The sequence below is a fragment of the Streptomyces sp. NPDC058086 genome, assembly GCF_042885015.1.
Taxonomy (GTDB): Bacteria; Actinomycetota; Actinomycetes; order Streptomycetales; family Streptomycetaceae; genus Streptomyces.
Genome location: NZ_JBHVST010000043.1, coordinates 1 through 17,054 on the forward strand (window position 1 = coordinate 1; position 17,054 = coordinate 17,054).

Annotated in this window: 16 protein-coding genes and 1 pseudogene; 7 read left to right on the forward strand and 10 right to left on the reverse strand. The window is 71.5% G+C overall.

All coding sequences use genetic code 11. From position 1 onward, the window contains the following. Nucleotides 1-186 precede the first annotated feature (186 nt). On the forward strand, nt 187-1,011 hold the full coding sequence (locus tag ACFVWD_RS29195) for an EI24 domain-containing protein (RefSeq protein ID WP_389600339.1): 825 nt from the start codon (nt 187-189) through the stop codon (nt 1,009-1,011). Nucleotides 1,012-1,035: 24 nt separating this feature from the next. On the opposite strand, the gene ACFVWD_RS29200 is transcribed toward ACFVWD_RS29195, so the two are convergent. Together ACFVWD_RS29200 and ACFVWD_RS29205 are read right to left on the reverse strand one after the other, a co-directional pair. Beyond that, on the reverse strand, nt 1,036-2,319 hold the full coding sequence (locus ACFVWD_RS29200; protein WP_389600341.1) for a pyroglutamyl peptidase: 1,284 nt from the start codon (nt 2,317-2,319) through the stop codon (nt 1,036-1,038). A gap of 121 nt (nt 2,320-2,440) precedes the next feature. After that, nucleotides 2,441-3,373: a LysR family transcriptional regulator gene (locus tag ACFVWD_RS29205; RefSeq protein ID WP_389600343.1), complete on the reverse strand. Its 933-nt coding sequence runs from the start codon at nt 3,371-3,373 to the stop codon at nt 2,441-2,443. 49 nt (nt 3,374-3,422) lie between these two features. Here ACFVWD_RS29205 and ACFVWD_RS29210 point away from each other — a divergent pair, with 49 nt between their 5' ends. Genes ACFVWD_RS29210 through ACFVWD_RS29220 form a run of 3 tightly spaced genes read left to right on the forward strand, consistent with a single transcriptional unit; the run spans nt 3,423 to nt 5,018 of the window. Beyond that, the gene (locus ACFVWD_RS29210; RefSeq protein WP_389600345.1) at nt 3,423-4,235 is read left to right on the forward strand and encodes an NAD(P)-dependent oxidoreductase; all 813 of its coding nucleotides are present in this window, start codon (nt 3,423-3,425) and stop codon (nt 4,233-4,235) included. Between the two features lie 11 nt (nt 4,236-4,246). After that, nucleotides 4,247-4,663, forward strand: a complete 417-nt coding sequence (locus ACFVWD_RS29215) for a RidA family protein (protein WP_389600347.1) — start codon at nt 4,247-4,249, stop codon at nt 4,661-4,663. A gap of 25 nt (nt 4,664-4,688) precedes the next feature. Beyond that, on the forward strand, nt 4,689-5,018 hold the full coding sequence (locus ACFVWD_RS29220) for a YrdB family protein (protein ID WP_389600349.1): 330 nt from the start codon (nt 4,689-4,691) through the stop codon (nt 5,016-5,018). Nucleotides 5,019-5,135: 117 nt separating this feature from the next. Here the strand turns inward: ACFVWD_RS29220 and ACFVWD_RS29225 are convergent. Then, nucleotides 5,136-5,405 (reverse strand): annotated as a pseudogene (locus ACFVWD_RS29225) (helix-turn-helix domain-containing protein); the annotation flags it as partial. A gap of 162 nt (nt 5,406-5,567) precedes the next feature. On the opposite strand from ACFVWD_RS29225, the gene ACFVWD_RS29230 reads away from it, so the two are divergent. Together ACFVWD_RS29230 and ACFVWD_RS29235 are read left to right on the forward strand one after the other, a co-directional pair. Then, nucleotides 5,568-8,078: a glycoside hydrolase family 3 protein gene (locus tag ACFVWD_RS29230; protein ID WP_389600351.1), complete on the forward strand. Its 2,511-nt coding sequence runs from the start codon at nt 5,568-5,570 to the stop codon at nt 8,076-8,078. Nucleotides 8,079-8,204: 126 nt separating this feature from the next. Then, nucleotides 8,205-9,122 carry a hypothetical protein gene (locus ACFVWD_RS29235; RefSeq protein WP_389600352.1) on the forward strand — a complete coding sequence of 306 codons (918 nt, stop codon included), beginning with the start codon at nt 8,205-8,207 and terminating at the stop codon, nt 9,120-9,122. A gap of 14 nt (nt 9,123-9,136) precedes the next feature. On the opposite strand, the gene ACFVWD_RS29240 is transcribed toward ACFVWD_RS29235, so the two are convergent. Together ACFVWD_RS29240 and ACFVWD_RS29245 are read right to left on the reverse strand one after the other, a co-directional pair. Next, nucleotides 9,137-10,117 (reverse strand): aldose epimerase family protein, encoded by a 981-nt coding sequence (locus ACFVWD_RS29240; protein WP_389600354.1) that lies wholly within the window; start codon nt 10,115-10,117, stop codon nt 9,137-9,139. Nucleotides 10,118-10,258: 141 nt separating this feature from the next. Continuing rightward, a complete protein-coding gene (locus ACFVWD_RS29245) occupies nt 10,259-11,161 on the reverse strand; it encodes an SGNH/GDSL hydrolase family protein (protein WP_389600355.1) in 903 nt (300 codons plus the stop codon). A gap of 256 nt (nt 11,162-11,417) precedes the next feature. On the opposite strand from ACFVWD_RS29245, the gene ACFVWD_RS29250 reads away from it, so the two are divergent. Next, nucleotides 11,418-11,912, forward strand: a complete 495-nt coding sequence (locus ACFVWD_RS29250) for a DUF3145 domain-containing protein (protein ID WP_067369479.1) — start codon at nt 11,418-11,420, stop codon at nt 11,910-11,912. 150 nt (nt 11,913-12,062) lie between these two features. Here ACFVWD_RS29250 and fabF read toward each other — a convergent pair whose 3' ends face one another. The 5 genes from fabF to fasR all read right to left on the reverse strand — a co-directional run bounded on the left by fabF (nt 12,063) and on the right by fasR (nt 17,035). Further along, nucleotides 12,063-13,334 (reverse strand): beta-ketoacyl-ACP synthase II, encoded by a 1,272-nt coding sequence (fabF, locus tag ACFVWD_RS29255; RefSeq protein WP_389600356.1) that lies wholly within the window; start codon nt 13,332-13,334, stop codon nt 12,063-12,065. Nucleotides 13,335-13,441: 107 nt separating this feature from the next. After that, the gene (locus tag ACFVWD_RS29260; protein ID WP_028800941.1) at nt 13,442-13,690 is read right to left on the reverse strand and encodes an acyl carrier protein; all 249 of its coding nucleotides are present in this window, start codon (nt 13,688-13,690) and stop codon (nt 13,442-13,444) included. Between the two features lie 77 nt (nt 13,691-13,767). After that, nucleotides 13,768-14,799 (reverse strand): ketoacyl-ACP synthase III, encoded by a 1,032-nt coding sequence (locus tag ACFVWD_RS29265; RefSeq protein WP_054231010.1) that lies wholly within the window; start codon nt 14,797-14,799, stop codon nt 13,768-13,770. 14 nt (nt 14,800-14,813) lie between these two features. Further along, on the reverse strand, nt 14,814-15,740 hold the full coding sequence (locus ACFVWD_RS29270) for an ACP S-malonyltransferase (protein WP_389600358.1): 927 nt from the start codon (nt 15,738-15,740) through the stop codon (nt 14,814-14,816). A gap of 89 nt (nt 15,741-15,829) precedes the next feature. Then, a complete protein-coding gene (gene fasR, locus ACFVWD_RS29275; RefSeq protein ID WP_389600360.1) occupies nt 15,830-17,035 on the reverse strand; it encodes a fatty acid biosynthesis transcriptional regulator FasR in 1,206 nt (401 codons plus the stop codon). Nucleotides 17,036-17,054: the final 19 nt, after the last annotated feature.

Below are 17,054 nucleotides of genomic sequence, written 5' to 3' on the forward strand. Positions count from 1 at the left end.
CACCCCACCCCGCCCACCCGGGCCTGTATCGCTCAGCCCGTCCGGCGATTGAGGACGAGGCCGTTCAGGCAGATGGGGGTCCGGGGCGCAGCCCCGGCGGGGTGGAAGGGGCGGAGCCCCTGGGATGGGTCGGGTAGGGGCGGCGGGGGCGAGGGGAAGGGGGCGAGCCCCGGTAAAGTTCGGGCCATGCGTGATCTCGGGGCGGGGTTCGGTTATCTCATACAGGGCCAGCGATGGGTGGCACGGCACGGGAAGCAGTACGGGTTCGGACTGCTGCCGGGCCTGATCACCCTCGTGCTGTACGCGGCAGCGCTCGTCACCCTCGCCCTGTACGGCGAGGACTTCGTCACCTGGTCCACCCCCTTCGCCGACGACTGGTCCAACCCCTGGCTGGGCCTCTTCCGCGGCTTCCTCACCGCCGTACTCTTCGCCCTCGCCCTCCTCCTCGCCGTCCTCACCTTCACCGCCGTCACCCTCCTCATCGGCCAGCCCTTCTACGAGTCCCTCTCGGAGAAGGTCGACAGGGACGTCTCCCCGGACGGCACGGCCCCGGAGTCGGGCCTCCCGCTCTGGCGCGAGCTGTGGATCTCCGCGCGAGACAGCCTCCGCATCCTCGTGCGGGCCGCCGTCTGGGGCGTCCTCCTCTTCGCCCTCGGCTTCCTCCCGTTCATCGGCCAGACCGTCGTCCCCGTGATCGGCTTCTTCGTCACCGGCTTCTTCCTCACGGAGGAACTGACCGCCGTCGCCCTCCAGCGCCGAGGCGTCGACCTCCGCGACCGCCTCACCCTGCTCCGTTCCCGCAAGACGCTGGTCTGGGGCTTCGGCACCCCGCTGGGCCTCGCCTTCCTGGTCCCGTTCGTCGCCGTCTTCCTGATGCCGGGCGCGGTCGCGGGCGCCACACTGATGGCCCGCGACCTGCTGGACGAGGAGACGGGCGAACCGGACGACGACCACGACCACCACGGCGGCCACGACAACCACGACAACCACGAAGAACGCGCCGCCGCGTGACCGCGATCCCCACCGGCCCCGGCATCACCCCCGCGTCCGCCCCGTCCCCCTGACGGCCGACGCGCTCGCGTCCGCGGCCACCGTCACGATCGCCCGCACCTGGGCGATGATGTCCAGCCGGTTCTGAACGAACTCGGGGTCCGTGACCGTCCCCGTCGCCGGGTCCGTGTTGCCCGTGCCGAACTGCAGTACGGGTGTGTGGACATGCCCGCCGGGCAGGCTGTCGTGCAGTCCGAGGCGGTCGCGCAGCAGCGTCGCGCGGTAGGCGATCTCGTTGGAGAGGTAGTCCCCGCCGCCCCCGGCACGGGCCGTCGAACCCGGAGTCGGGCCGTCGGGACGTACGACCGGATCGGTGCCTCCCGCCGGGATCTCGGTCACCGAGGTGTGGTCGTACACGGGGAAGCGGCCCGTGGCCGCGGCCACGATCCGCGCGTACGGGAGTGTCGTCGACGTCCATTGCGGCTGCGAGGCCGGGTCGCTGACGGGGATCGTCTCGGTCCGGGAGACGTTCTCGTTGTCCGGGAAGCCGCCCCGCCAGGCTCCGTTGGTCCGTTCCACGTCGAAGCGCCCGACGCGGCCCTGGCTCACCGTGGTGAACAGATCCACGCGCGGGAGCTGGCGGCGCAGTGTCCGCTCCACCGTGCCCTGGGCGAAGTCCTGCCAGCGGACCGGGAACACGGCGGTCTCGATGCGCGCCGGGCCGTCCGCGGTCTGGATCGTCGTGCCGTCCAGGGCGAGGGCGGTGGCCCCGGACGGGTTGGAGATCCGGACGTCGCGGTCCAGCGTGAACGGGTCGAACCCGGTGAGCAGGATCCGCTTCACGCCCTTGGCGCGCGGATAGCGGATGGCGTTCTCGCCGCGCGAGTTCTCCTCCAACTCGGCCAGAAGTTCGGCGCGTTGTGTGTCGGTGAGCCCGAACTCCGGCTCCCACTGGCGCACTTCGCGCGTCATGCCCAGCCGCGCCCAGTACAGAGGCCGGTCGTCGTCCCGGCTCAGGTCGCCGCCCGCCGGGCCCCGCCCCTGCGCCCGGTCGACGGCCCGCCGCCACAGCCGCGCCCCCTGCCGTACGACGACACGCTCGGCCTGCCCGAACGAGCCCGCCCGCTCCAGCGCCCGCGCGAACCCGGGGGTCACCGTGTCGAATCCGGAGCGCCGCAGGATCTCCTGGGGAGCGGCCCGGTCGAGGCGCTGTTCCTCGACGGTGGCGGGGGTCGCCGCTGTCGCCGACGCGGTGGGCGCCGCGGCCAGGCCGCCCGCCAGGGCCAGTCCGAGTACGCCTGCGCCGAGCCGAACGCGTATGTAGGTCAAGGGAGTTCATGCCTTCCGTCGCCGTGGGGTGCTGCCGGACGGCCGCAGTATCGCGTGACGGAGGGGACGTGCGCCATGAGGTGTGGCACCGGCAGCCGAAGTGGCTGGGGCGGCGGGTGGCTCAGGTGGGCAGGTGGGTCGCCGCCTCCCGCAGTGCCCCCAGGAATGCCTGCGCCGCCGGTCCCAACGACCGGCCCCGCACCGTCGCCGCGTACACCGCCCGCGCCGGCGCCCCCTCGTCGCGCACCGGAAGCAGCGCGATGTCCGGGCGTACGGACTCGGCGGCGAGTGCCGGGACCAGGGTCACTCCGAGCCCGGCGGCGACGTACCCCTGCTTGGCCGTCCACTCGGCCACGACATGCGCGACGCGCGGGCGGAAGCCGTGCCGCAGGGCCGCGTCCAGGAGGGTGCCCTCGGGGCGCGAGGAGCCGGATATCCAGTCTGCGTCGGCGAGTTGGGGGAGACGGACGGAGGGCTCGGCGGCGAGCGGATGGTCGGCGGGGACGGCGACGTACAGGGACTCGTCGAGGAGGTGGTGCAGGGTGTACGGGTCCAGCGGGGCGCGGCCCGTCGTGGAGACGATCGCCAGGTCGAGGCCGCCCGCGGAGAGCCGCTCCAGGAGCACGGGCGTCAGGCCCTCCTCGCGGGTGAGCCGCACCCCCGGATGGCGCACGCGGAACGCGGCGATGGCACGGGGCACGAGCGCGGCGTCGGCCGTGGCGAACGCGCCGAAGCACAGTCGGCCGCCCGCGACCCGCCGCAGCGCGGCCAGTTCGCGGTCCGCGCCGTGCAGCCGCTCGACCACCGCCTCGGCGTGCGGCACGAGGACCCGCCCGGCCTCCGTCAGCCGTACGCCCCGGGGCAGCCGGTCGAAGAGCGGGGCTCCGCCGAGCGCCGACTCCAGCGAGGAGATCTGCCGGGACACCGCGGACTGTGTCCAGCCGAGGGTCCGCGCGGCCACCGTGAACGAACCGTGCCGGGCGACCTCCAGGAAGACCCGCAGCCAGGTGGTGGAGAGGCCGGGTACGGCATGCGGGTTGGGCATGAGAGCCATGCTAGACATTCGCTTGTCGCATCACGCGGGCCCGCCTAGCGTCGAAGGCATGGAAAAGATCGCATTCCTCGGGCTCGGGCACATGGGCGCCGCGATGGCGCGCCGACTCCTCGCCGCGGGATTCCCGCTGACCGTCTGGAACCGCACCGCCGAGAAGGCCGAGCCGCTGGTCGCCGAGGGCGCCACCCTCGCCGCGTCCCCGGCCGAGGCCGTACGGGACGCGGACGTGGTGATCACCATGCTCGCCAACCCGGCCGCGCTCGACGCGGTCGCGGACGCCATCCTGCCGGAGCTGCGCCCGAACGCCACCTGGGTGGAGATGTCGACCGTCGGCCCCGACGTGGTCAAGGAGCTGGCCGCCCGGGTCGGGGAGGGCGTGACGTTCGTCGACGCGCCCGTGGCGGGCAGCACCGACAGGGCGGCCGCCGGGCAGCTCGGCATCCTCGCGGGCGGCGACGCGGCGGGCGTCGAGCACGTACTCGCCCACCTCGGCACCGTCACCCGCACCGGCCCGCTGGGCTCCGGCGCCGCGCTCAAGCTCGTCGTCAACACGGCCGTGCTCGGCGGGGTCGCCCTCGTCGCCGAGTCCATGGCTCTCGCGGACAAGCTCGGCATCGACGAGAGCGTGGCGCGCGCCGCGCTCGCGAACGGCCCGCTCGGCGGCGCCGTCGGCCGCGCCTTCGCCGAGGACGTGCACTTCGCCACCGCGCTCGCCGCCAAGGACGTCGCCCTCGCCACGAAGTTCGCACAACTCCCCGCACTGGAAGCGGTGTTGGAGCAGTACAAGCGTGCCGCCGCCGATCCCGCCGTCGCCGGCGCGGACATCGCGAAGGCCGTCGAGCACATCCGTCACTCCGCCTGAGAGGGCCGCCCATGCAGATCACGCTCGACAACCCGCCCTCGGCGCCGGGTCCCGCCAACGGCTACTACTCCCAGGTGGCCCGGATCGAACTGCCGGGCGCGGGAGCCCTGTTGTACCTCTCCGGACAGGTCGCGGACGGCGCCGACCTCACCGAACAGAGCCGCGGGGTCTTCGAGACCATCGACGCCCTGCTGAGGGCGCACGGGGCGGGCCTGGCGGACATCATCAACATCCGTACGTATCTGACGGACATCACCCAACTCCCCGCCTACGGTGCGGTACGCGCCCAGTACCTCACCGGCGCCCCGCCCACCAGCATGACCTTCGAGGTCTCCCGTCTCTTCAAGCCGGAGGCTCTCATCGAGATCGAGGTCGTGGCCGCCGTACCGGCCGTACCGGCCCCGCGTGACGCACACGGGCCGGAATGATCCCTTCCGGGTGATACTGCCGCCCATGAAGGCAGCGAACCTGGGCGTCCTCTTCCTCATCGAACTCGGCGCCCTCGCGGCCGTCGGGTACTGGGGCTTCACCCGCGACGCGGCGACGCCGCTGACCTGGCTCCTCGGCCTGGGCGCCCCGGCCGTACTGATCACGCTGTGGGCGCTGTTCGGCTCGCAGAAGGCGTCGTACAAGACGCGCGGCGCGGTCCGCGTCGGTTTCGAACTGCTCTGGTTCGGGGCCGGTGTGGCCGCGCTGGCCTTCGCCGGGGTCTACGGGTGGGCGATCGCCTTCGCCGTCGTCTGTGCGGCGAGCAAGACGCTGGCCGTGATCTGGCACCAGTAGCGCAGACAGTGGCGCAGACGCAGACGCAGACGCAGACGCAGACGCAGACGCAGACGCAGACGCAGGCGCAGGCGCAGGCGCAAGGGCAGGCGGTGGCGGTGGCGGTCGGCTTCAGTCCTCGCCGAGCAGCGCCGAGAACGTCTGGATGATCCCGGGCCGCATGGCGTTGTACTCGACCAGTGAGGCGAGCAGGTCGACCCGCCACCGGGTGTCGGGCACGGCGTCCCACTGGTCCCGCTCCTTGAACACCGCGACGAGCAGCGCGTCCTTCGTCGGGAAGTAGTGCGGCAGCCCCTGCTGGGTCGGCCCCACGCGCTCCGCGACCGACGCCATGCTCGCGCCCCGGTGGCCGCGCTCGGCGATCACCTCCAGGGCCGCCCGGACGATCTCGGCGCGCCGCTCCCTCCTTTGCGGCTGAACCGCCGCCGCTCTCGCGGACGTGGTTGCTCGCCGTGGGGGGTGCTCAAGTGATGGTTGCGGTTCCGATTCCTCTGCCGGTGGCCGAGGCAGGATTGAGGCGTCCACGGACTTCAGCGAGGAGGCACCGCGATGGCGGGAACGCGCACACCGGCCGACGAGGCCCGCGAGGCGGTCGTCGAGGCGGCCCTCGGCAAGCTCGACCTGGACACGAAGACGAGGCTGCTCGCCGGGCAGGACATGTGGTCGCTGCCCGCGCTGCCCGAGATCGGCCTCAAGTCCCTCGTCATGTCCGACGGCCCGATCGGCGTACGCGGTGTCCACTGGACCGCCGACGACCCGTCGATCGCGCTCCCCTCGCCGACCGCGCTCGCCGCCACCTGGGACCCGGCCCTCGCCCGCCGGGCCGGCACCCTGCTCGCCCAGGAGGCCCGCCGCAAGCAGGTCCACGTCCTCCTCGCGCCCACCGTCAACCTGCACCGCTCCCCGCTCGGCGGGCGCCACTTCGAGGCGTACAGCGAGGACCCGTACCTGACCGGCGAGATCGGTTCCGGCTATGTCCAGGGCGTCCAGTCGGGCGGCGTCGGCACCACCGTCAAGCACTTCGTCGCCAACGACGCCGAGACCGACCGCTTCACGGTGAACAACCTGCTCTCCGAACGCGCCCTGCGCGAGCTGTACCTGGCCCCCTTCGAGGCCATCGTCGCCCATGCCCACCCCTGGGGCGTCATGACCGCCTACAACACGGTCAACGGCACCACGATGACCGAGCACCACCACCTCGTGAACGAGATTCTGCGCGGCGAGTGGGGCTTCGACGGCTTCAACGTCTCCGACTGGACCGCCGCCCGCGCCACGGTCGGCGCCATCGAGGGCGGTCTCGACGTCGCCATGCCCGGCCCCCGGACCGTGTACGGGGAGGCGCTCGCCGCCGCCGTCCGCACGGGTGAGGTCGAGGAGGCCAAGGTCGACGACGCCGTCCGCAACGTCCTGCGGCTCGCCGCCCGCGTCGGCATCCTGGAGGGCGCCGAGCCGGTCGTCACCGAACCGCCCGGGACCGTGGACGGCGAGGCCCTGGCCCGCGAGATCGCCCGGCGCTCCTTCGTCCTCGTGCGCAACCAAGGGGCTCTTCCGCTGGGGGAAGGGCTCGGCGAAGGGCACGGTGAAGGGCACAAGGTCGCCCTGATCGGCGCCGCCGCCCGCGACGCCCGCGTCCTCGGCGGCGGCTCCGCCACCGTCTTCCCCTCCCGGGTCGTATCGCCCTTCGACGGCCTCACCGCCGCCCTCCCCGAGGGCAGCCTCACGTACGCCGTCGGCGCCGACCCGAACGAGGAACTCGCCGTCGCCGACAAGGGGTTCACCCTGCGGGCCGTCTGCCGTGACCGGGCCGGCACGGTCATCGGCACCGGCTCGGCCCCGGGCGGCCAGATCCAGTGGATGGGCAACGACCTTCCTGAAGGCGTCACCCATGCCACCCTCCACAGCGTCGAACTGACCGGCACCTTCACCCCGCGCGAGAGCGGCACCCACACCCTCGGTATCAAGGGAGTCGGCGCGTTCACGCTCACCGTCGACGGCACGGTCCACTTCGACGACATCCAGCGCAGCACGAAGGATCTCCCCTTCGAGGCGTTCTTCGGCGCTCCCGTCGAGCGCGCCCAGGTGGATCTCGTCGCCGGTGAGAGGTACGAGGTGGCGCTGCGGCACGTCATCGTCGTCCCCGAGGGCGCGCCGCTGAAGGTGGTCGGCTTCGCGCTCGCCCACCAGGACCCGCGCCGCGACCCCGACGAACTCATCGCCGAGGCCGTCGAAGCCGCCCGCGCCGCCGACACCGCCGTCGTCGTGGTCGCCACCACCGACCGCGTGGAGTCCGAGGGCTTCGACCGCAAGGACCTGCGGCTGCCGGGCCGGCAGGACGAGTTGGTGCACGCCGTCGCCGCCGCCAACCCGAACACCGTCGTGGTCGTCAACGCCGGCTCCCCGGTCGAGCTGCCGTGGCGCGAGGAGGCCGCGGCCGTACTGCTCAGCTGGTTCCCCGGCCAGGAGGGCGGCGCCGCCCTCGCCGACGTCCTCACGGGCGCCCACGAGCCCGGTGGCCGGCTGCCCACCACCTGGGGCTCCCTCGCGGCCGCCCCGGTCACCCAGGTGGCCCCGGCCGGCGGCGAACTCCCATACACCGAGGGCGTGTTCATCGGCTACCGCGCCTGGGAGAAGGAGGGCAGGACCCCCTCGTACGCCTTCGGGCACGGCCTCGGCTACACCGACTGGACGTACGAGTCGATCGAGCTCGACGGCGGCGACGGCGGCGACGGCGGTGCCGGTTCCGGTTCGGGTTCCGGTTCGGGTACGACGGTCACGGTCCGTGTCCGCAACTCCGGTGCGCGTCCCGGGCGCGAGGTCGTCCAGGTCTATCTGGCGCCCGTCGAGGCCGACGCCGAGCGTCCGGCCCGATGGCTCGCCGCCTTCGCGGGCGTCGAGGCGGGCCCCGGCGAGAGCGTCGACGTCGGCCTCGTACTCCCGCGCCGAGCCTTCGAGGTCTGGGACGAGAACACCGGAGCCTGGGTGTTTGTGAAGGGTTCGTACGAGGTTGCGGCGGGTCGCTCGATCAGTGACCGTCGGGTCTCGGCGACGATTAACGTCTGACGCGGGACGAGTCCACCCAGAGCAGCCCCGGTCCGGAACCTGACATCCGGACCGGGGCTCGTCGGTTCTCGGCCACCTGTGGCAGACTCGCGGGCCGGAACACGCCGGTTCGGGGGAGAACAACGCATGTACCCAGGTCAGCAGCCAGGCCCGTACCCGCCACAGGGGCCGTATCAGGGGCAGCAGCCCTACTACCCGCCTCCGCAGCCAGGCCCGTACCCGCCTCAGCAGGGCCCGTACCCGCCTCAGCAGGGCTACCCGCAACAGCCGCAGCAGCCGTACCAGCCCTATCCACCCGCCCCTCCCCAGTACCAGCAGCAGCCCCAGGCCCCCCAACAGCACCTGGGCGACGGCGAGATGCGGCTGGACCCCAGCCTCACCCCCGACCAGCGACAGCTGGTGGTGCGCATCCAGCAGCAGGCGAAGACGTACGCGTACGGCTTCGTCCTCGGCATCCCGCTGACCTTCGGCGGCGCCCACTACGGCATCACGCGGACACCGATCGGCTTCGCGGCCACGGCCGTCGGACTGGTCGCCGTGGCCGTCGGCCTCTTCGCCATGACACGGATGCGGGCCCTCAAGCAGCAGCTGCGCCTGATCACCCCGGACGCCTGGCGCTCCCCGGCCGCGCATCTGCCGGGCGCCCGCAAGGCCGCCACCCTTGCCGCGTACCTCAACGGCGTACTCGTCCTGCTGTCCTTCGCCGCCGCCGGCTATCTGCTCTACAAGGGCGCCGGATGGGGCGCGTACGGCAACTCGTTCGGCTTCGGCGCCCTGGTGCTCGGCGCGTTCATCCCGTTCGGCATGGGCATCGCCGCCGCCACGACGATCCCGCAGCTGCTGCGGGTGATCCCGGCCGGTGCCAAGGTCGGCCGGAGCCTGTACTCGATCATCATGGTGCTGGCCACCACCGTGCTCGTCGAGGGGATCAAGGGCAAGGCCCCGCTGCCCGCGCTGACCGGCGCCGTGGTGCTCGCGGTCTGCCTCGGCGCGATGACCCTGCTGGGCAGGGCCACCAAGCGGATGCGCGGCGAGAGCGTCTGACGGTCGGTCGCCGGCTACTGGCCGCGGACGCCGAACCCGTACACGGTCTGCGACCGGTACACCCCGCCCGGCCTCAGTTCCGTGCTCGGGAACTGCGGCCGGTTGGGGGAGTCGGGGAAGTGCTGGGTCTCCAGCGCGACGCCGTCGCCGGGGGCGAAGGGGTGGCTCAGGTGCTCCGCGGTGTACAGCTGGAGCCCGGGCTCGGTGGTCGCGACGGTCAGCGTCCGTCCGCAGGACGGGTCGTACAGCTCGGCGACCTCGACGGCGGTCTCCGTGAGCCCCTTGTCGAGCACGAAGTTGTGGTCGTAGCCGGCGCCGACCTTCCGCGCCGCACGGAAGTCGAACCGCGTCCCGTCGACGGCGTCCAGCGCCCCGGTGGGGATCAGATCGGCGTCCACCGGCGTCAACCGCGAGGCGTCCAGCCGGAGTTCGTGGCCGCCCGCGTTGCCCGTACCGGCCAGGTTCCAGTACGTGTGGTTCGTCAGGTTCACCACGGTCGGCGCGTCCGTGACCGCCTCGTACGCGATCCCCAGCGCACCCGCCTCGTCCAGCGTGTACGTCACCGAGACCTCCAGACGGCCCGGGAAGCCCTCCTCGCCGTGCGGGGAGACCCGGGTGAGGCGCAGCCCGTGATCGACCGGCTCCGCGTCCCACACCCGCTTGTCGAAGCCGCGCTCGCCGCCGTGCAGGGAGTTGGGCGGGTTGTTCTGCGCCAGGTGACAGGTGAGGCCGTCGAGGAGGAAGCGGCCGCCGGCGATCCGGTTCGCGTACCGCCCGACCAGCGCCCCGAAGTACGGCCCCGTGTGCGTCAGATAGCCGTCGAGGTCGGAGAACCCCAGCACCACGTCCGCGCGCACCCCGTCCCGGTCCGGGACCTCGACCGACTGGACGATCCCGCCGTACGTCAGGATCCGCACCCGCACCCCTGCGCGCTCCAGCGTCCAGCGGTGGACCGGGGTGCCGTCGGTAAGAGTGCCGAAGAATTCGCTGTGCATGATCGAAAGCCTAGGCCAAGGATCCGAACGACAGGGCCTAGGACCTGTCGTTCGGATCAGGTCGTTTCAGGAGACGTCGCTTGATCGCCGCAGATGTGCGTGCCAGACCCCGCGGCCCAGGCCTGATCCGAACGACAGGGCCTAGCTCACCGGCTTCGTCGCCGTCACCACCCGATAGGCCATCTCCGCGAGCCGCGCCTGCCCGTCCCTGCTCGGGTGGAACCAGTCCCAGTGGCTCAGCTGGTCCGTGCCGAACCGGTAGTCGAAGACCGCGCCCCCGTCGAAGCGGCAGTGCTGGTCCTTGGCGCACACCTCCTTCAGGACCTGGTTGTACGCCTCCACCCGGTCCTGCACCGTCGTGCGCCGCCGCATCGCCGTCGTGGTCAGGGAGTCCGCGTCGCTCAGCATCGAGGGGCAGATGCCCAGCTTCCAGATCTGCTTGCCCAGCGGGTTGCTCCGCCCCTCGGACCACAACCGCTTCAGATCCGGCACGCTCGACACGTACACCTGGGTCTTGGGCAGCGCATCGCGCAGCGTGTCCATGGCGTCCTCGAACTCGGCGCGGAACTCGGCGACGGGGGTCATCGCCGACACCGACGAGCGGCAGGCGTCGTTCGCGCCCGCCATCACGGTCACCAACTCCGGCTTGTTCGTGACGGCCTGTGCCATCTGGTCGGGGAGATCCGCCATCCGGGCGCCGGTCACCGCGTAGTTCCAGCTGCGCTCGGCGGCCCCGGCCTGCCCGAGCAGCCGTACGGCGAGGCTCTTGACCTTCGTGTCGCTGCCCGTCGCCCAGGACACCTCCGGACAGTCGGACAGCACGGTGCACGCGTCGAAGCCGCGGGTGATGGAGTCCCCGACGGCGGCCATCGACTTCGGGCTGCGGTCCCAGGCGGGGGTCGGCTTCGGGAACGCCTTGGCCGTCGTGCCCCGGGGCGCCGGGGAGTTGTCACCGACGGCGTCGCAGCCGGCGACGGCGACACCCAGGAGAGCCGCCGACGCGATGGCGAGGACGGCCCGAGAACGGTGACTCCTGTGACGCATCCCCTGGTCCCCTCGTTCGTCAAGCACGATTGCTCGGCACCATTGCTCAGCACCCCTGCGACACGGTTGGCCGACACCCCGCAGTACACAACCGGTCGCACCGCGTCCCCTTGGGTGAAACCTCAATGTTTCTGGGCGCTGGGACCGACGGTACGTCACACTCCTTGCGCCGCCGCACGGTAGCCTCGCCACGTGGCCGCCCTGCCACTGCCTTTCCGCTAAGTTACAAGATGTCTCGCTCTGTCCGGAGGCCCCAGTGACGACACGTGGAGTTCTCTACGTGCACTCCGCGCCCCGTGCGCTGTGCCCGCACGTCGAGTGGGCGGTCGCGGGCGTGCTCGGTACCCGCGTCAACCTCGACTGGATCCGGCAGCCCGCCGCGCCGGGCACCTGGAGATCCGAGTTCTCCTGGAAGGGCGAGGTGGGCACCGCCTCCAAGCTGGCCTCCGCGCTGCGCGGCTGGCAGATGCTGCGCTTCGAGGTCACCGCCGAACCCTGCCCAACGGCCGAGGGCGAGCGCTACAGCTGCACCCCCGAACTGGGCATCTTCCACGCCGTCACCGGAATCCACGGCGACATCCTGATCCCCGAGGACCGCCTGCGCGCCGCCCTCCTGCGCTCCCAGCGGGGCGAGAGCGACCTGGAGTCCGACCTCGCCAAACTCCTGGGCAAGCCCTGGGACGACGAGCTGGAACCCTTCCGCTACGCGGGAGAGGGCGCTCCCGTCCGCTGGCTCCACCAGGTGGTCTGACCTGACAAACGGGCGTGAGGGGAAGCTTTTAGGGGCGCGGGGAACTGCGCGACCAGCCCCCACACACCCGCACCCGACGAACAAGCAAATGTGGCCCGAACTCCACCAGGGAGTCCGGGCCACACCCGTTCAGTACACCTACCGCAAATCTCAGACCGTACGGAACGCCAGCACCACGTTGTGCCCACCGAACCCGAACGAGTCGTTCAGAGCCGCGATACGGCCCTCGACAGGCAGCTTGCGAGCCTCCCCGCGCACGATGTCGGCGTTCGCCTCGGCCTCGGGGTCGAGGTTCTCCACGTTGATGGTCGGCGGAGCGATCCGGTGGTACAGCGCCAGCACCGACGCCACCGACTCCACACCCCCGGCGCCACCGAGGAGATGACCGGTCATCGACTTGGTCGCGGAGACCGCCATGTGGTCGGCCTCGTCACCGAAGACCTTGCGCAGCGCCTTCAGTTCCGCCACGTCGCCGGCGGGCGTCGAGGTCGCGTGCGCGTTCACGTGCACGATCTCGGCCGGGTCCAGGTCGGTGTTGTCGAGCAGGTTCTGCAGGGCGCGGGAGATGCCGCGCCCCTCCGGCTCCGGCTGCACGATGTCGTGGCCGTCGGCGGAGATGCCCTGGCCGACCGCCTCCGCGTACACCCGGGCGCCGCGCGCCGCGGCGTGCTCGGCGGACTCCAGGACGAGGACGCCGGCGCCCTCACCGAGGACGAAGCCGTCACGGGCCACGTCGTAGGGGCGCGAGGCGCCCTGCGGGTCGTCGTTGTTCTTGGACATCGCCATCATGTTGCCGAACGCGGCGATGGGCAGCGGGTGGATCGCCGCCTCCGTACCACCGGCGACGACGACGTCGGCGCGCCCGGTGCGGATCATCTCGATGGCGTAGCCGATGGCCTCGGCGCCCGAGGCGCAGGCCGAGACGGGGGTGTGCACGCCGGCGCGGGCGCCGACGAGCAGGCCCACGTTGGCGGACGGGCCGTTCGGCATGAGCATGGGAACGGTGTGCGGGGAGACGCGGCGGACGCCCTTCTCCTTCAGCACGTCGTACTGGTCGAGCAGTGTCGTCACGCCACCGATGCCGGAGGCGATGACGGTGCCGAGCCGGTCCGGGTCGACGGAGGCGTCGTCGCCGGCCTTGTCGGTGAAACCGGCGTCGGCCCAGGCTTCCTTGGCGGCGATCAGAGCGAACTGCGCCGAGCGGTCGAGACGGCGGGCCTGTGGGCGGGGGATGACCTCGCCGGGCTCCACGGCGATCTGCGCCGCGATACGGACCGCCTGGTCGGCGGCCCAGTCCTGCTCCAGGGCGCGGACACCGGACTTGCCGGCGACCAGGCCCTCCCAGGTAGAGGCTGCGTCGCCACCCAGCGGTGTGGTTGCGCCGATACCGGTGACGACCACGGTGCGATTGGTCGGGCTCACGGGAATTCTTTCTCCAAATACGAGGATTCAGCGGCGCCACCGCCGGGTGGCGGGGCAACGGACTGATCAGCGGACCGGGCCAGGGCGAACCGGGCCCGATCGCTGGATCAGGCCTGGTGCTTGAGGATGTAGTCGGTCGCGTCGCCGACGGTCTTGAGGTTCTTGACGTCGTCGTCCGGGATCTTGACGTCGAAGCGCTCTTCGGCGGCGACGACGACCTCGACCATGGACAGCGAGTCGACGTCCAGGTCGTCGGTGAAGGACTTGTCCAGCTGGACGTCCTCGGTGGGGATCCCGGCGATCTCGTTCACGATCTCGGCGAGACCTTCGACGATCTCTTCCTGAGTGGCGGCCATGTCAGGCGCTCCTTCGGTGTGTATCCAGAGAGGGTTGGCGGTATTCCGTACGGACCGGATGATCCGGCACGGAGTGCCTAAGGGAGGGTAACGACCGTCGCGGCGTACACGAGACCCGCCCCGAAGCCGATGACGAGCGCGGTGTCGCCGCTCTTCGCCTCGCCGGTCGCCAGAAGCCGCTCCATCGCGAGCGGGATCGAGGCGGCCGAGGTGTTGCCGGTGGTGCGTACGTCACGCGCGACCGTGACGTGCTGCGGCAGTTTCAACGTCTTCACCATCGAGTCGATGATCCGCTCGTTGGCCTGGTGGGGAATGAAGACGTCCAGGTCGTCCGCGGTGATTCCGGCCGCGTCCAGCGCCTGCTGGGCGACCTTCGCCATCTCGAACACGGCCCAGCGGAACACCGCCTGGCCCTCCTGCGTGATCGCAGGGAACTTGATCTCGCCCTTGGAGTCGAGCGGAAGCTCCGACACGTCGCCGATGCGGAAACGGTCCCACGGCACGGTCTGCTTGATCGTGCCGGCCTTGTCGCCCTCGCTGCCCCAGACGGTCGGGCCGATGTGCGGCTCCTCGGAGGGGCCCACGACGACCGCGCCCGCGCCGTCACCGAACAGGAAGGCCGTCGCACGGTCCTCCAGGTCGGTCAGGTCGGACAGTCGCTCCACGCCGATGACGAGGACGTACTCCGCGGAACCCTCGACGATCATGCCCTTGGCGAGCGTGAGGCCGTAGCCGAAGCCCGCGCAGCCGGCGGAGATGTCGAAGGCGGCGGCCTTCTGCGTGCCGAGCTTGTCGGCGATCTCGGTCGCGACGGCCGGAGTCTGGCTGAAGTGCGAGACGGTCGAGACGACCACGGCGCCGATCTGGTCGGCGTTGATCCCGGCGTCGGCGATGGCCTTGCCGGACGCCTCGATCGACATCGCGGCGACGGTCTCCTCGTCGGAGGCCCAGTGGCGGGTCTCGATGCCGGAGCGCGAGCGGATCCACTCGTCGGAGGAGTCGATCGTCTCGAGGATCACCTCGTTCGGCACGACCCGGACGGGACGGTAGCCGCCCACACCCAGGATCCGCGCGTACGGGGCGCCCTTGCTGGGCCTGATCTTCGACATGCTCTGTCGGCTCCTTAGGCGGAGGCGTGCTCTGCGATGAGCTCGCGAGCCGCGTCGAGGTCGTCGGGGGTCTTCAGCGCCAGGGTCTTCACACCCGGCAGCGCGCGCTTGGCGAGCCCGGTCAGGGTGCCGCCCGGGCAGACCTCGATCAGCGCGGTCGCGCCGAGCTCCTGGAAGGTCTCCATGCACAGGTCCCAGCGGACCGGGTTCGCGACCTGGCCGACCAGTCGCTGCACGACCTCGGCGCCGGTCGTGACGGTCTTGCCGTCCTTGTTCGAGACGTACGCGATCTTCGGGTCCACGGGGCTCAGGGCCTCGGCGGCCCGGGCCAGCGTCTCGACCGCGGGCGCCATGTGGTGCGTGTGGAACGCGCCGGCGACCTTCAGGGCCACCACGCGGCGGACGCCCTCGGGCTTGTCCGCCTCCAGGGCGGCCAGCTGCTCCAGCGTGCCGGCGGCCACGATCTGGCCCCCGCCGTTCACGTTCGCCGGGGTCAGACCGAGCTTCTCCAGGTGCGGGACCGTGGTCTCGGGGTCCCCGCCGAGCAGCGCCGACATACCGGTCTCGGTGATCGCGGCTGCCTCGGCCATCGCCAGGCCCCGGGTGCGCACGAGCTTCAGCGCGGCCGTGGCGTCGAGCACGCCCGCGAACGCGGCGGCGGTGATCTCACCGACGCTGTGACCGGCGACGGCACCGGGGCCGAGCTCGGAGACGTCACCGAGCGCGGCGGCGGAGAGGAGACCGGCGGCGACCAGGAGCGGCTGCGCGACAGCCGTGTCCCGGATCTCGTCCGCGTCTGCCTGCGTGCCGTAGCGGGCAAGGTCGAGCCCGATGGCGTCCGACCACGCGGCGAGGCGGTCGGCGGCACCGGGGAGATCGAGCCAAGGGGTCAGGAAGCCAGGCGTCTGAGCGCCCTGGCCGGGAGCGACGAGTACGAGCACTCTCACACTCTCTCTTGTGGACGGCCACGGCCGCCCGTGGGGACAGGGACGAAGAACACGAACGGGAATTGTAGAGCCCCGACAAAAGCCTAGGCTTGAGGATCCCCGTCGGCCAGACGCCCCAGGATCAGCGCGATCCGCAGTGTGAACGCGGATCGTACATCCGAAGGCGACCAACCGGTGACGTCAGTCACACGTCGGAGCCGGTAGCGCACGGTGTTGGGGTGAACGAAGAGCATCCGGGCCGCGCCTTCGAGACTGCTCGCCTGTTCCAGATAGACACTGAGCGTTTCCAGCAGCGCGGAGCCGGCCTCCTCGAGCGGTCTGTAGATCTCCTCCACCAGTTGCTCGCGGGCCGAGGGGTCCGAGGCGATCGCGCGCTCCGGCAGCAGATCGTCCGCCAGAACCGGGCGTGGGGCGTCCTGCCAGGCGAAACACGCTTTCAGCCCGGCGGCGGCGGCCTGCGCGGAGCGGGTCGCGGCGAGCAGATCGGGCACGATCGGCCCCGCGACGACGGGCCCGGCGGCATACGGCCCGATCAACGACTTCGCGACCCCGAGCGGATTGTCGCTGCCCCCCGCGATGACCACGAGCCGGTCCCCGAGCACACCGGTGAGCACCTGGAGCTTGGCGTGCCGGGCCGCCCGCCGGATCGCCTCGACCGTCAGCTCGCTGTCACCGTCGGGCGCCGTACCCAGCACCACGCAGACATGTTCGGGCGAGTTCCACCCGAGGGCGGCGGCCCGGCTGACGGCACCCTCGTCGGCCTCGCCGGAGAGCACGGCGTTCACGACGAGCGATTCGAGGCGGGCGTCCCAGGCGCCCCGCGCCTCGGCGGCCTGCGCGTACACCTGGGCGGTGGCGAAGGCGATCTCCCGGGCGTACACGAGCAGCGCCTCGCGCAGTACGGACTCGTCCCCCGGGGCGGCGACCTCGTCGATCGCGCTCTCCATGACCTCGATGGTCGTCCGCACCATCTCCACGGTCTGCCGCAGGGTGATCGCCCTGGTCAGCTCGCGTGGCGCGGTCCCGAACACATCGGTGGAGATGGCCTGCGGGGCGTTCGGGTGCCGGAACCACTCGGTGAAGGCCGCGATACCGGCCTGAGCGACGAGCCCGATCCAGGAACGGTTCTCCGGTGGCATGGCCCGGTACCACGGCAGCGTCTCGTCCATCCGCGCGATGGCCTGGGCGGCGAGACTGCCGGAGGACTTCTCCAGCCGCTTCAGGGTCGCGGAGTGCGCGTGGATGTCGTGCGCTGGGCGCTCGGTGTTGCTGGATTCGGGTTCGGGCACGGGACAAGACTGCCTTATC

What these genes read in the sequence shown, in the direction of transcription:
- ACFVWD_RS29195 (WP_389600339.1), top strand. Translation starts at nt 187, where the DNA reads ATGCGTGATCTCGGGGCGGGGTTCGGTTATCTCATACAGGGCCAGCGA.
- ACFVWD_RS29205 (WP_389600343.1), bottom strand. Translation starts at nt 3,373, where the DNA reads ATGGCTCTCATGCCCAACCCGCATGCCGTACCCGGCCTCTCCACCACC.
- ACFVWD_RS29210 (WP_389600345.1), top strand. Translation starts at nt 3,423, where the DNA reads ATGGAAAAGATCGCATTCCTCGGGCTCGGGCACATGGGCGCCGCGATG.
- ACFVWD_RS29215 (WP_389600347.1), top strand. Translation starts at nt 4,247, where the DNA reads ATGCAGATCACGCTCGACAACCCGCCCTCGGCGCCGGGTCCCGCCAAC.
- ACFVWD_RS29220 (WP_389600349.1), top strand. Translation starts at nt 4,689, where the DNA reads ATGAAGGCAGCGAACCTGGGCGTCCTCTTCCTCATCGAACTCGGCGCC.
- ACFVWD_RS29230 (WP_389600351.1), top strand. Translation starts at nt 5,568, where the DNA reads ATGGCGGGAACGCGCACACCGGCCGACGAGGCCCGCGAGGCGGTCGTC.
- ACFVWD_RS29235 (WP_389600352.1), top strand. Translation starts at nt 8,205, where the DNA reads ATGTACCCAGGTCAGCAGCCAGGCCCGTACCCGCCACAGGGGCCGTAT.
- ACFVWD_RS29240 (WP_389600354.1), bottom strand. Translation starts at nt 10,117, where the DNA reads ATGCACAGCGAATTCTTCGGCACTCTTACCGACGGCACCCCGGTCCAC.
- ACFVWD_RS29245 (WP_389600355.1), bottom strand. Translation starts at nt 11,161, where the DNA reads ATGCGTCACAGGAGTCACCGTTCTCGGGCCGTCCTCGCCATCGCGTCG.
- ACFVWD_RS29260 (WP_028800941.1), bottom strand. Translation starts at nt 13,690, where the DNA reads ATGGCCGCCACTCAGGAAGAGATCGTCGAAGGTCTCGCCGAGATCGTG.
- ACFVWD_RS29265 (WP_054231010.1), bottom strand. Translation starts at nt 14,799, where the DNA reads ATGTCGAAGATCAGGCCCAGCAAGGGCGCCCCGTACGCGCGGATCCTG.